Source organism: Butyricicoccus pullicaecorum (assembly GCF_002160355.1).
In the GTDB taxonomy this organism is placed as follows: domain Bacteria; phylum Bacillota; class Clostridia; order Oscillospirales; family Butyricicoccaceae; genus Butyricicoccus; species Butyricicoccus pullicaecorum.
On record NZ_NFKK01000001.1, the window covers coordinates 15,310 to 28,736 of the forward strand.

Below are 13,427 nucleotides of genomic sequence, written 5' to 3' on the forward strand. Positions count from 1 at the left end.
CGCGATCCAGCTGCGTAAGCTGGCCGGACTCCGCAGAGTCCGGAATTCTCTTTGATTCCCGGTGTTCGCCCCGGGAATCAACTTAATTATCGTTAATTTATTGTTTCGCCTTTTTCGCCTGAATGAACCCTTCCAGCATTTCTACCGTCGCATCCACACCCAGCGCAAAGCTGTTGACCGTCAGATCGTACTTTTCAGCCTCGCCCCACACTTCTCCGGTGTAGAACTCGTGGAAGTGCCGACGCGCTTCGTCGGTCTTGTGGATATACCGCCGCGCTTCGCGCTCACTCATGTCCTGCGTGCGCATGATACGCTGTACACGCTGTTCCAGCCCGCCATGGATAAACAGCGTGGTCAGATCGTCGCGGTCACGCAGTGCGTAGTTGCCGCAATGTCCCAGCAGAACAAAATCTTCGCGCTCGGCAATCTGATGCATGAGCGTAAAGGGAACCCGTCCCATACCGCGCGCACTGTTCTCAACCGCAATGGAAAACAGCAGGCTGTTGACCGGCTTCTCGGCCAGAAATGCCCGCATTTCCTCGGCACAGCCCGCACGGGTGGCTTCCTCGAGCAGCGCGTCTGCATCATAGCAGCGCACACCCAGACGATCTGCCAGTTTCTGCGCAATCTCCAAACCACCGCTGCCGCAGCTGCGTCCAATCGTGATGACCATAAAATCAACCTCCCATATCCGTCAGATCAGGTTTGCGAAAATCGACGAGGCCGCAACCGTAATCAGTCCGGCAACCGCGATGGCAAGACTGCTCATCGCACCCTCAACTTCGCCCATCTCCAGCGCACGCGCCGTGCCGATGGCATGCGAGGCCGAACCAATCGCGATGCCCTTGGCTACAGGGTCGGTGATGCGGAACAGTTTGCATACGGTCTCGGCGATGATATTACCAATAACACCAGTAATAATGATGACCGACACGGTAATGGTCACGATACCGCCGAGCTCTTCCGACACACCCATACCGATGGCGGTGGTGATGGACTTAGGCAGCAGGGTGACGTAATATTCATGTCCCAGTCCGAACAGCAGACACAGGCCAAAGACCGAACCGATGCTAGCCAGCACACCGGCGATGATGCCGATGAGGATGGCCTTGACGTTGCGCACGAGCAGGGAAAGCTGCTCGTAGAGCGGGATGGCCAGACAGACGGTTGCAGGTGTGAGCAGATAACTCAGGTACTGCGCACCGGCGTTATAGCTCTTGTAATCGACGTGCAGCAGGAGCAGAACGCCGATGGTCACAATAATGGAAATCAGAAGGGGGTTACAGATGGGGGACTGGGTCTTTTTCTTGATGAACAGTCCCAGTTCATAGCTTAAAATACTGACCATGACCCCGAAAAAGGTCGCATTTGATAGGATATCGTGCATTATTTAGGCTTCCTTTCGCGGCGGATGACAGCCTGGGTCACCAGACCGGAGACTGCCATAACAAAGATGGTCGTGACGACCGTGATGACCGAAACCGGCAGCAGAACGGCCTGCAAAGACGGCCAGCTGTCGAGCAGACCGACCGCAGCCGGGACGAACAGCACCGGCATGATCTCAATGAGGAACTTTCCTGCGTCCTGCACGGCTTCCAGCGGCAGAATGCCGGTGATGAGCAGCACGAGCATGAGCAAAAGTCCGTAAATACTGACCGGGATGGGCAGGGGTAGCAGTCCCTTGAGCACCTCGCCGGCAAAGGTGATGGCAAGAATGATGCCGAATTGTCGGATCAGTTTCATATCGTTCTCCTTTCCGCCTGCCAGCGCGCGATTTCGGTATCAATAATATCGTAATGCCGTGTGATCGCTGCACAGCCCGCGTCCACACGCCGCTGTTCCAGATATTCAATCATGCGGCGATGGGTATCGAGCGTCTGGTGCAGAAGATCCTGCGCACCGCGCGTCAGAAATTGTGTAATCAGGTGACCAATGACATCGGACAGGGCATCGGACACAATGCGCATGAGCGGGTCGCCGCCAAGATCGATGATCGCGTCGTGGAAGGCTTCGTCCTTTTCTGCGCTGCGCGTGCGCTCCAGCTCTTCCTGAATGCGCCACAGACCCTGTACCTGTTCGGGGGTGCTGGTCTGGATGGCGATGCGGTAGGATTGCAGCTCGATGGCGCGGCGCATGCGATTGATGGACTGGTAATCAATTTCCCCCAAAAGCAGCATAAAATGCAGCGATTGCGCCAAATATTGTCCCATGTGGTCGGACAGATAATTGCCCGAACCCTGTCTGCTCTCCAGCACACCCATGCTCTCGAGCAGACGCAGACCGTCGCGTACGGTGCCCCGGCTGACGCCGAGATCCTGAGACAGTGCGCGTTCGGTGGGCAGGCGATCGCCCGGACGCAGCTGTCCCTGTTCGATCAGCCGTCGGACGTAGGTACATACGTCCTGATAGCGGTCTTCCTCCATGCAGTGTTCCTCCTTTGTCTGTGATGTGCGCGGCGGTTGTATCGATTAGATTGGTTTAACCAATTTCTGTTCTGTTTCATTATACCCCCGTTTTCGAACGCGTCAAGAAAAAATGTCGCGAAAACAGGTGAAAACAGAAGATTTTGTGAAAATTGTAAGAGCGTTTTATAAAAAAACACGCCCGGAGGGTGATCCGGACGTGATTTTTGCGTGCGAAATACGGAAAAATTGTTAAACAGCGTGTACAGGCAGGCGCAGACGGCCCGCAATGGCACCTGCGACCGGCAGGAAAAATTGCAGGCCGGGACCGTACAGGGTCAGGGCGATGACCGTGCCGATACCCAGCGTACCGCCCAGTGCAAAGCCGACGACGATGCACAGACCGTCGCACAGCATGCGTGCCCAGCGCAGCTGCAAGCCATGTACTTTTTGGTGCAGGATGACCGGGATGAGGTCGTTTGCACACGCGCCGGCATCCGAGCGCACCGAGATGCCAACCCCGATCGAGACGATCAGACAGCCCAGAATAATGAGCAGAACGGTGAGTGCGAGCGGGCGATGGACGGGCAGGATGCGACCAAAGAGGAAGGCGTAAAAGTCCACGATCGGCCCCAGGCAGAACATACAGAAGATGGTGCCAACGTGGATGTGTTCGCGGGCACAGAGGAAGATTGCAGCCAGACAGATGAGCATAATGAGTGTGCTCGATTGACCGTAACTCAGGCCGGACTGCCGGGAAATACCCTGCACGAGAATCATGAACGGGTCGGCACCGACACCCAGTGCGACGAACAGCTGACTGCCGCACTCGGTGACGCATACGCCCAGAAACAGCATGAGAAGACGGCGAACCACAAGCGGAAGGCGTGACATAGCGGGACTCCTTTTTTTGAATCGATCAATAAAAAATGGGATACAGCCAAGAACAGTATAGCAAAAAGAATGCGCGGGGTCAAAGGGGAAAAATCCGCACAAATGATGCAAAAACAACGGCGGATGCTGTTTTATGAAACTTCGAGGATTCCAGCACAATATTATCGGAAATAAGGCGATATTTTGCTGAATTTGTGCAATATACAAACTTTGTATCGGAAAACGACCCTGTGTAGGAGGGCATCCATCTGCAAACATTTTAAGAATTTAAATAAAAGCCGAAAAACAGTGCACAAAGCGAGCTCGAAAGTTTGAGATAGAGATTGGGCACAATTCCGAGGACAAAAATATACAATTTTTTGCGACATTGACAAGAATTTTCTGTGCGATATACTGAGAATCAACATCATGCCAGAACCAGCAGACGGTCGATTCCGGGGGACAACGCAGGACGGAAGACCGAATGCAGAGAAGGAGGAGACGGCACAAAAGCCATCGCAATTTGAAGGAGGAGATTGTATGAGCATCAAGCATAAGAGAGTCCTTGCGGGCGCGGTCGCCGCAGTGATGACCCTGTCTGCCGTTCCCATGGCCGGCGCTGCGCGTCTGAATGAGCTGCAGTACGCACCGGACAAGGGCATTACCGACACCATCAATTATGTCGATCAGCTGGACAGCTTAAAGCGCGTCCTGTTTATCGGCGCACATCCGGACGATGAGACCAACTCGCTGCTGGTTTACCTCAACCGTCAGGAAGGTGCGGACACCATCTACACGACGATCAACTGGGGCGAGGGCGGCGACAACTCGATTGGCAACGAGCTGTACGGCGCACTCGGTGTTCTGCGTTCGCAGGAACTGAACTCGGCGCGTATGTTCGATCTGGCCGAGCAGATGTACGGCGGCGCAGTCGATTTCGGCTACTCAGTTTCGCTCAAGGAGTCGCTGCTGGGTGACCCGGAAACCGGCGCAGACGGTATTTACAGCATCGATGTGCTGGGCTACAACCTGGCTAAGATCATCCGTACCACCCGTCCCCAGGTCATTTTCTCCAACCACAAGGCGCCCAACACCGACCACGGTCAGCACCGTGCAGTGGGCTGGCTGATCGAGTATGCCATGGATCTGGCAGCCGACGAGAGCTACACGGTCTATGACGAGGATGGCAAGCCGCTGTCTGCATGGCAGGTGCAGAAGTTCTTCTCGACCACGCCGAGCGACAGCGTTGTTGACAGCTATGAGGGTGAATTCACCGCCGTTGGTGCAAAGTCCAGCAAAGACCCGACCGTCTCCGACCTTGTCCTCGATCTCGGTACATACGACTCGGTTCTGGGCATGAGCTATGACGAGTGGGGCATTCTGGGACGCAATATGCACAAGTGCCAGAAGATGATCGGCACCCCGGTTAAGGGCGAGTCCGACCGTGCATACATCCTCAAAAAGGCTGCACCCGGTGTGGACGTCACCAAGAACGATTTCAGCACCACGGTCTTTTGCGGATTGGATGTTGTTGATCTGCGCGACTGGAACCCGATCGGCACCGGTTCGATGAACAACCGTGCGGACATGGCCAAGGCTGCTGAGAGCGGCAAGAGCTATGCAAAGCCGGTGACTGGCGATGCCCTGGAAACTCTGGTCACCAATCTGGAGCAGTTCCAGGACGGCTTCAGCCAGAAGGACGTGACCGAGAATGCCAAGCTGCTGACCGATGCGCTCAAGGCACTCGATCAGATCGAGGCCAAGATTCCCGCCGATGATGCGGACAATCTGGAATATGCCCGCCGCATCCGCGACCATATCACCAAGGTTCTGCAGGAAATCTATGCGATTGATGTAGATATCAGCGTAGACGATACCGACGTACATCCGGGTCAGACCGTGACCGTCACCGCAACCGCATGGGCACGCAATGACGCAGACGGCGAGGTCACCCTGCCCAGCTCGGCTTCGGAATTCCTGGTACTGCCCTCTGGCTGGCAGATCGTGAGCAGCCAGCCGGCTAAGAACGTTCAGTCCAACGGACGCAACGCTGGCAAGCAGTTTGTATGTCAGGTCAAGGTTCCCGAGAGCTACAAGACCTACACCGGCCCGTACAATGCACCGTACAATGAGCCGTACACCAACGATGCATATCCGAACGGCGGCGTCAAGGAGGGTGCAACCCCGAATACGCCCAAGGCAGCCGGTGTAGAAGGCCATCAGGACCCGGCACAGATGACCGCTGCAATGGTAGAAAATCAGAACGCGTATGAAGATCTGGTCTTTGGTGTCACCACCAACCCCACCGATCCCTACTCGCATGCACCCATTCAGGCCGAGATGGACGTTAAGACCGGCGGCGTGACCTACACCATCGAGAACGAACCCGAAATGCGCGTCGTACCCAAGCTGTCGCTGCTGGTTGAGAACGAGTCGTCCATGCTCAAGTATGTGGGCGAGGACATCCACAGCACGATTGAGGTCACCATCCGCAACAACCTCAAGGGTGCAACCGGTGACATTCAGGTAACCGCAGTTCCCGAAGATACCACCTCGGGTATTCAGGTTTCCACCAAGACGGTATCCATCGCAGCCGAGGATCAGACCATCACGGTGACCCTCGATGTGACCATCCCCAAGACCTATAAGGACAAGAGCACTGCACTGGTCGTCACCGCGACGCTGCCCAATGGCGAGTTCTTCTCCGAGGGCTATGAAGTCATCGATTACGACCACATCAATACGCAGAACTACTACAAGAAGGCTGTACAGAACGTGACGGTAGCCGAGTATCAGCTGCCTACCGACGATATCAAGATCGGTTTCCTCAAGGGCGGCAGCGACGACTTCGTCTATGATTACATCAAGGGCATGTACTCCTCTGCGGACAAGGCAGCAGCTAATCTCAAGGAGCTGAGCACCTCGGATATCGCAAAGTCGGGTGCAGAACTTGCAAAGCAGTTCGATACCATCATCATCGGCAAGACCGCACTGGCCGACCAGAGCCCGGTCAGCAGCGCACTGCGCAGCTCGATGCAGAACCTGATCGATTACGCAAACGCAGGCGGTAACCTGGTACTGCATTATCAGAACTGGAAGCAGTCGGACGGCACCATGCCGCTGGCACCGGTACCCTTCACCCTGGGCAACTCCAACATCAACAAGGAAGACTGCGACGTTTATGTAAGCGACGCAGCGGCAGCAACTCCGTTCTACACTGGCATCAACAAGATCGACCTGCAGCGCGAGGGCGAACTGTCCAAGGCATCCATTTGGGATGGCTGGACCCAGCAGCGCTGCGAGTGGACGCCGGGCACCGCAGCAGCCGGCCAGGTTGAGGCGATGGAAGCACTGGGCTACACCGTACTGTTTGAAGGTCAGGACCCCGAAGGTCAGATGAGACCGGCTATCCTGTACAAGGACATGGAGAACGGCGGACACTATACCTATAGTGCAGTTGTTTGGGATCGTCAGCTGCAGGCGCTCAATCCGGGCGCGTACAAGCTGTACGCAAACCTCATTTCTATGGGCACTGAGGGCACAGGCAACGTAACCATCAAATAAAAATCCCCCGAAAAGACGACAAGGTCATGCCAAACGGCATGACCTTGTTGCATTTGTGGAATGTTATCATTGCTTTTCCAAACCCCAGTAGGCGATTGCCTGATCGTAACAGGCTTTCATCTGTTCGTCGATGTATCGCTGGGTGTCCAGTGCGCGTTCTGCGATATCTGCTGGGAATTTGGCGCGGATGTCTGGAGCGTACAGGCTGCCGTCACCCGGTTCCCAGTATTCGGTCAGCGTGCAGCTGCCATCCGGCTGGACGTGGAAGGTGAGAGCAGTTGGAATGTGGCTGCCGCTCTGCTCGCGGAACCAATCGCCGTCGCGTGCCAGTTCCAGATACAGCACCATAAGGTATTTCGTGACCACGACCGACCCATCAGAATTTTCCTGATATACCGTTGCAAGCGGGGCGTGATTTTCGGTACACAGCAGATCCTCGGTCGAATGGGCGTTGTAGTGGGTTAGGATTGCGTCAGATATGACTTCATCCGATGGCAGTGGCACAGTCGATTTGGGCTGGGCAGGATCGGTCAGAAAACAGACGGCCAGAATCGCGATGATGGAGATGGTCACGACTACAAGCAAGTGCGAGGGCTTTTTGCCTTGCAGCAGAGCACGGATGCGGGATTTGACCCCGATTTCCCCGAACGCCAGCGGACAGAACGACCGTCCGGCGTGGGGCAGGCTGCATGCCAGCAGCGCTTCGGCGTAGGTTTTGCGCTCGGCGGGGGAGAAGTCGCGGGTTGCGCGTGCGTCGCAGGCAAGTTCCATGTCCCGACAGAACAGGATGTAGGCCACCCAGACGAGCGGGTGGAACCAGTAGAGCGCGAGCAGGACAAAACCGACGGCTTTCCAGATGGGGTCGCGGTGCACTAGGTGAGCATGCTCATGTGCGATGACGGAAGCTGCGGTCTGGGAATCGAGCGAGGACGGGAGATAAATGCGCGGATGCGTCAGACCGAGCAGGAAAGGCGAGGCGATGTGATCGCAGACCCATACGTTATCCCCCACCGGAACAGCCTCGGCCAGACGGTGACGCAGGCGCAGCAAGCTGATGAGAGCATAGAGCGCAAAGAGCGCAATGCCGATCACCCAGATGAGAGCGGCGAGTGCGAGCAGGATTTGCAGCGGATTTGCGCTTGCGGCCGGGTCGGGGGAGAACGAGGCCGAGAGCATCGGATTGACCGCTTGGTTGAGCGTGCTCAGGCCGGTATCAATGGCGGGAGAGGACGCATACATGATATCGGTCGGGATAGTCTGAGCAGAGGGAACCAGACTGAACGGCGTGGGCAGGGAAAAGGGCAGGGCAAGGCGCAGCCCGACCAGTCCCCACAGGATGCAGATGAGGTCTTTGGAGCGGAAGTTGCGCAGGCACCAGCGCAGACAGAGAACGGGAAGAATCATCCATCCGGCGGTGATACTGCGATTGACGAAGGACAAAAACAGCTCAGTCATGTCACTCACTCCTTTTCACAGGCATCGATCATGCGGCGAATCTCGGAGATTTCCTCCGGGGACAGGCGCTTGCGGGTGGTGAATGCGGCGAGAAATGCGGGGAGCGAGCCGTCGAAGCTCTGCTCGACGAACTGTTCGCTCTGCCGGGCGTAAAATTCTGTGCGCGAGAGCAGCGGCGTGACCACGCTATCCTGTGTCTGGAACAGCCCGCGCTCGCACAGGCGCTTGAGCACGGTGTAGGTCGTGGTGCGCTTCCAGCTCAGCTCCTGCGCACACAGTTTGACCAGTTCACTCGTCGTGATGGGCGCGTGCAGCCAGATGAGGTCGGCAAAGCGCGACTCGACGGCACCGAGTTTGAAGTCCTGCATACGGTCACCTTCCTTTCTGTCTATATCCTGTAGACAATTATAGTCTACATGTAGTAGACAGAAATGTCAACGGTCGGTAAGTACAAAAAAGAGAGGCACAGCGGATAAAATCCACTGTGCCTCCCGGTTAGGAAAGACGGTTTGGTCTCAAAATGGGCTTAGTAGTTCTCTTCGTGTACTTCGAAGAAGCTCTGCGGATGATCGCAGGTCGGGCAAACCTCAGGAGCCTCGGTGCCGACTACGATGTGACCGCAGTTGCGGCACTCCCATACCTTGACTTCGCTCTTCTTGAAGACCTGTGCGGTCTCTACATTGCGGAGCAGAGCACGGTAACGCTCTTCGTGGTGCTTCTCGATGGCTGCAACCAGACGGAACTTGCGTGCCAGATCGTGGAAGCCTTCCTCCTCAGCGGTCTTGGCAAAGCCGTCGTACATGTCGGTCCACTCGTAGTTCTCACCCTCGGCAGCGTGCAGCAGGTTTTCAGCGGTGTCACCCAGGCCGTACAGCTCCTTGTACCACAGTTTTGCGTGCTCCTTCTCGTTCTCAGCGGTTTTGAGGAAGAGGGCAGCGATCTGCTCGTAGCCTTCCTTCTTGGCGATCGAAGCGAAGTAGGTGTACTTATTGCGTGCACCGGACTCGCCGGCAAATGCAGCTTCCAGATTCTTCTCGGTCTGGGTGCCAGCGTACTTGGATGCGCTGGGCGCTTCCTCGATCGGCTCAAATGCCGAAGCCGGCTGCTTGCAGATCGGGCAGGTGAAATCAGCGGGCAGAGACTCGCCCTCGTAGATGTAACCGCAAACTTTGCACTTCCACTTTTTCATAATATGTTCTCCTCTCACATGTAACGTGTTGCTTCTATCGGTGTAAGTTGTGTGCAGCATCTTTTCGGCCATTTCGCTCAGCGGCTGACCGTAGAACTGCTCGTATACCAGTTTGATATCGGGGTTTTCGTGACTCTTGCGCACGGTCAGCGAAGCGTCGCGTGCGTACAGGCCGGAGATACGGCTCTGACGGATCTGGTCGGCATCCTTCAGCAGGTCTTTGGGCTGACCGCCGCCGCCGATGCAGCCGCCGGGGCAGGCCATGACCTCGATGAAGTGGTACTGCTTGCCGCCGTTTTTCATGCGCTCGATCAGCGTGCGGGCGTTGGCCGTACCATAGACCACTGCGACGTTGAGTTCGTGCTCACCGACGTGCAGGGTAGCTTCGCGGATGCCGTCGTAGCCGCGCACGGGCTGTAAGTCGTAGAGCGCCTCGGGTGCCGGGGTGCCGGTGAGGTACTCGTAGGCGGTACGCAGCGCCGCTTCCATGACGCCGCCGGTGTTGCCGAAGATCACGCCTGCGCCGGACGCACGTCCCATGATATCATCATAGGATGCATCGGGCAGACTGTGAAAATCAATGCCGGCTTCCTTAGCCCAGCGCGCCAGCTCGCGGGTGGTGATGACCAGATCCATGTCCCGCATACCGGGAATACCATGGTAATCGGCCGATGCGCACATTTCCTCGCGCTCGATCTCGAACTTCTTGGCTGTGCACGGTGTCAGCGCGACGTTCACGATCTTGCGGGGATCGAGGTTTTTCTGTTTTGCGAAATAGGTTTTGATGGTCGGGCCCTGCATGCCGATGGGGCTTTTTGCAGTGGACAGGTTGGGCAGCAGTTCGGGGTAATAGAGCTCTGCGAACTTGACCCAGCCCGGGCAGCAGCTGGTGAACTGGGGCAGGGGAGCGTTGCCGGACGTAACGCGCTCGATCAGCTCACTGGCCTCCTCGACGATGGTCAGATCGGCAGCAAAGTTGGTGTCGAGTACATAGTCGACGCCCAGTGCCCGCAGCAGCGCGACCATTTTTCCTTCTACGAAGGTACCCGGTTCCAGACCGAAGGCCTCGCCCAGTGCCACACGCACCGAAGGCGAAGTGCTTACGATCACGATTTTGTCCGGGTCTGCGATGGCCTGCTGTACGGCGTGATGCGCGTCGCGTTCCATGATGCTGTCGGTCGGACAGACATTGGCACACTGACCGCAGTGAATACAGATGGCCTGATCACCGGTTTCGGCCAGCGTGTAGGTGCCGTGGATGCCCATGCGCTCGGTGCACACTTGCTTGCACATGCCGCATCGGATGCATTTCTCCTCCACACGGAGAATGCTGGGGTTGTCCGGTTCGATGGGGACGCGGACGGATAAGGGCAGGTGTTTGGACATATTTTTCCTCTCTTCTCGGCTTATTTGCGGAAGTACGATGCTGGCAAAATCGGTACACGGAAAAGGATTTTGCCGAACGGAACGATCGTACAGACCGCACACACAACGGAAAGTCAAGTGATGTTAGGAATGATTTCTGATGTCATTATACAAGTGAAGGAAACAAAAGTCAAGAATAAATATCATTTACAAAAGAGAAAAAATCAGGCAGAAAATTTGGGCAATTTTACCATGCGGTTTTTTGGACACAAAAAAACCGCTCTTTCCGAAGAAAGAGCGGTTAAACTTTGGAGCTAGTAGTCGGACTCGAACCGACGACCTGCGCATTACGAATGCGCTGCTCTACCAACTGAGCCATACTAGCAGCTGTTTTGTGAAGTTGCACAAGGACGGTGGACTGTCCGGCACAGCAATGATATTTTAGCACAAGGGAAAAGGTTCGTCAAGCAATATTGCGAAAAAAACCAAAAAAATTTCAAAGAATCGCTTGACAATTTAAGAAAGTCAGATATAATAAGGAAGTATCCTTGCTCACGACGCGTATGATCGTGGGCCAAAGTCCAAAAGGAGGTGCAAAAACATGGCAAAGGTAACTGGCAAGTACGAGACTCTTTTCATTGTCAACCCCACCCTCGGTGAGGAGGAGATTTCTGCTCTGGTGCAGAAGTTCCAGTCTCTCGTAGAGGCGAACGGTACCGTAGACAAGGTTGAAGATTGGGGCAAGCGCCGTATGGCTTACGCAATCGACGACCTGCATGAGGGCTACTACACCCTGATTCAGTTTACGTCCGCTCCGTCTTTCCCGGCTGAGCTCGACCGTATCTACAAGATTACGGACGGCGTGATGCGTTCCATCATCGTAGCCCTGGACTAAGGCGGGTGAGAAATCGTGCTGAATAAAGCGATCCTCATGGGCCGCTTAGTGCGAGATCCTGAACTGCGCCATACTGCTTCCAACACCGCTGTTGCGTCTTTTACCCTCGCGATTGATCGCGACCGTAAGGGCCCGAACGGCGAGCGTCAGACCGATTTCATCGACTGTGTCGCATGGGGTCGTCAGGCCGAGTTTGTTAAGCAGTGGTTCACCAAGGGTATGCTCGCGATTGTAGTCGGCCGCATCCAGTCGCGGAACTGGGAAGACAGGAACGGAAATAAGCGTGTTTCCATCGAGATCAATGCTGATGAAATTTCGTTTGGTGAGACCAAGAAGTCTCGCGATACGAACGGCGGTTACGCCGGCAGCTATGACTCTGGCTCGCAGATCCGTCCCGAGGGATTCGATATGGGTTCTCAGATGGCTCCCGCGCCGAGCTTCGACCTTTCGGTCGGTGATTCGGACTTTGCGGAGCTGGATGATGATTCCGACGTTCCCTTTTGATTTTTGAAAAAAGGAGGTACCTGACAATGGAAGAGACCAAGAAGGAATTTACTCCCCGTCCGGAGCGCGCACAGCGCGGTGGACGTCGCCGCAGAAAGGTTTGCTCCTTCTGCGTAGATAAGGTAGAGGCCATCGACTATAAGGACGTAGCTAAGCTGCGCCGTTACATGTCTGAGCGCGGCAAGATCCTGCCCCGCCGTATGACCGGCACCTGTGCAAAGCATCAGCGTCAGCTGACCGAGGCGATCAAGCGTGCACGTCACGTAGCCCTGCTGCCCTACACTGCGGAGTAATTTTTACAAAGCAAGCTATAAAGCCTGTCCGAATGGACAGGCTTTTTTGCGTTGTGGGACTTTAAGATATGTAAGAGAAGTTGGGGAGAAAGAGAAAACCGTTCCTTGATCAAGGAACGGTTTTTGTGGGTTTTATTTAGTTGATTCCCAGGTCGGACACTGGGAATCAAGAGGGGATTCCGCGTCCTGCGGGACGCGGCTCAGGGCTCTGCCCTAAGAACCCGCAAACCTTTGAAAAGGTTTGATCCAAACTTCAGCAGGGTGCTGACCTTACGAAGCGAAATCGATGCGCAGGGCAGCGCCGTGATCTGCGACAGCGTGGCGGACGAGGTCTACGAGGGTGTCCTCTTCCATCTGTTCGGGTGCGAGGGTGATGCCGAGAGCCGGACGACCAGCCAGATAGGTGCAGTCGAGCACGATATCAGCGGGGCATTCGTTCTCGATCAGACCGGAGAAGATGAGCTCACCGGGAACCGAGCCGTCGAAACCGGCGAAACGCAGACGGAATGCACCGGTACGGGGCAGTGCGCACAGCATTTCAGCGGAGGGAACGTCGCCCAGTTCTGCGAACAGAGCGGTCTCGTTGCCGCGCTTGAGGATGCGGGTCTCGGGGGAGAGTGCGCGCAGAGCGCCCAGGCTGTTAGCGGTATGGCTCTGTGCGAGCATGACAATGTGCTTGCCAGCGAGCAGCTGGGTCATAATTTCAATCAAAACAAGACGCATATCCTGATGCTGCGTCTCAGGTGCAACCAGGAAGTATTGGTCGCGCTCGGCATGCTTGAGCATATTCCAGCCCTCGCCGAGCATGGCGGGAGAAAAATTATGGTTCATGGAATGTTCAGTCCTTTCACGAAGTAGGCCGATTCCCGAAAAATCGGGAGAGCCGG

General features: G+C 55.7%; 14 protein-coding genes and 1 tRNA gene. 5 read left to right on the top strand and 10 right to left on the bottom strand.

The features are described 5' to 3' along the window. Positions 1–97 precede the first annotated feature (97 nt). The 5 genes from B5F17_RS00080 to B5F17_RS00100 form a co-directional block, all read right to left on the bottom strand. Positions 98–673 carry a cytidylate kinase-like family protein gene (locus tag B5F17_RS00080; RefSeq protein WP_087369684.1) on the bottom strand — a complete coding sequence of 192 codons (576 nt, stop codon included), beginning with the start codon at positions 671–673 and terminating at the stop codon, positions 98–100. A 21-nt stretch (positions 674–694) separates the two neighbouring features. Continuing rightward, positions 695–1,387, bottom strand: a complete 693-nt coding sequence (locus tag B5F17_RS00085; RefSeq protein WP_087369686.1) for an LrgB family protein — start codon at positions 1,385–1,387, stop codon at positions 695–697. Continuing rightward, a complete protein-coding gene (locus tag B5F17_RS00090; protein ID WP_087369688.1) occupies positions 1,387–1,743 on the bottom strand; it encodes a CidA/LrgA family protein in 357 nt (118 codons plus the stop codon). The genes B5F17_RS00085 and B5F17_RS00090 overlap by 1 nt, the downstream gene beginning before the upstream one ends. Next, positions 1,740–2,423 carry a FadR/GntR family transcriptional regulator gene (locus tag B5F17_RS00095; protein WP_087369690.1) on the bottom strand — a complete coding sequence of 228 codons (684 nt, stop codon included), beginning with the start codon at positions 2,421–2,423 and terminating at the stop codon, positions 1,740–1,742. Before B5F17_RS00095 ends, B5F17_RS00090 begins: the two co-directional genes overlap by 4 nt. A 231-nt stretch (positions 2,424–2,654) precedes the next feature. Next, positions 2,655–3,296: a YczE/YyaS/YitT family protein gene (locus B5F17_RS00100; protein WP_087369692.1), complete on the bottom strand. Its 642-nt coding sequence runs from the start codon at positions 3,294–3,296 to the stop codon at positions 2,655–2,657. Positions 3,297–3,815: 519 nt separating this feature from the next. On the opposite strand from B5F17_RS00100, the gene B5F17_RS00105 reads away from it, so the two are divergent. Further along, complete coding sequence (locus B5F17_RS00105) at positions 3,816–6,839, top strand: PIG-L family deacetylase (protein WP_162608027.1); 3,024 nt, start codon at positions 3,816–3,818, stop codon at positions 6,837–6,839. Between the two features lie 66 nt (positions 6,840–6,905). Here the strand turns inward: B5F17_RS00105 and B5F17_RS00110 are convergent, their stop codons facing one another. The 3 genes from B5F17_RS00110 to rbr form a co-directional block, all read right to left on the bottom strand. Continuing rightward, entirely contained in the window at positions 6,906–8,294 is a 1,389-nt protein-coding gene (locus B5F17_RS00110) for a M56 family metallopeptidase (RefSeq protein ID WP_087369696.1), read from the bottom strand. A gap of 5 nt (positions 8,295–8,299) precedes the next feature. Further along, entirely contained in the window at positions 8,300–8,662 is a 363-nt protein-coding gene (locus B5F17_RS00115; RefSeq protein ID WP_016148396.1) for a BlaI/MecI/CopY family transcriptional regulator, read from the bottom strand. Positions 8,663–8,820: 158 nt separating this feature from the next. Next, entirely contained in the window at positions 8,821–10,869 is a 2,049-nt protein-coding gene (gene rbr / locus B5F17_RS00120; protein ID WP_087369698.1) for a rubrerythrin, read from the bottom strand. Positions 10,870–10,989: 120 nt separating this feature from the next. Here rbr and B5F17_RS14750 point away from each other — a divergent pair, with 120 nt between their 5' ends. Further along, a complete protein-coding gene (locus B5F17_RS14750; protein WP_162608028.1) occupies positions 10,990–11,166 on the top strand; it encodes a hypothetical protein in 177 nt (58 codons plus the stop codon). Here the strand turns inward: B5F17_RS14750 and B5F17_RS00130 are convergent. Beyond that, a tRNA-Thr gene (locus tag B5F17_RS00130) sits at positions 11,158–11,233 on the bottom strand. The two genes, B5F17_RS14750 and B5F17_RS00130, sit on opposite strands and share 9 nt — an antisense overlap. Positions 11,234–11,449: 216 nt before the next feature. Between B5F17_RS00130 and rpsF the strand changes: the two genes are divergently transcribed. The 3 genes from rpsF to rpsR are packed head-to-tail and all read left to right on the top strand — an operon-like array spanning position 11,450 to position 12,540. Further along, a complete protein-coding gene (gene rpsF, locus B5F17_RS00135) occupies positions 11,450–11,743 on the top strand; it encodes a 30S ribosomal protein S6 (protein WP_016148394.1) in 294 nt (97 codons plus the stop codon). 15 nt (positions 11,744–11,758) lie between these two features. Beyond that, a complete protein-coding gene (locus tag B5F17_RS00140) occupies positions 11,759–12,247 on the top strand; it encodes a single-stranded DNA-binding protein (protein WP_087369702.1) in 489 nt (162 codons plus the stop codon). 26 nt (positions 12,248–12,273) lie between these two features. Continuing rightward, entirely contained in the window at positions 12,274–12,540 is a 267-nt protein-coding gene (gene rpsR, locus B5F17_RS00145) for a 30S ribosomal protein S18 (protein ID WP_016148392.1), read from the top strand. A 270-nt stretch (positions 12,541–12,810) separates the two neighbouring features. Here rpsR and B5F17_RS00150 read toward each other — a convergent pair whose 3' ends face one another. After that, on the bottom strand, positions 12,811–13,371 hold the full coding sequence (locus B5F17_RS00150) for a hypothetical protein (RefSeq protein ID WP_087369704.1): 561 nt from the start codon (positions 13,369–13,371) through the stop codon (positions 12,811–12,813). Positions 13,372–13,427: the final 56 nt, after the last annotated feature.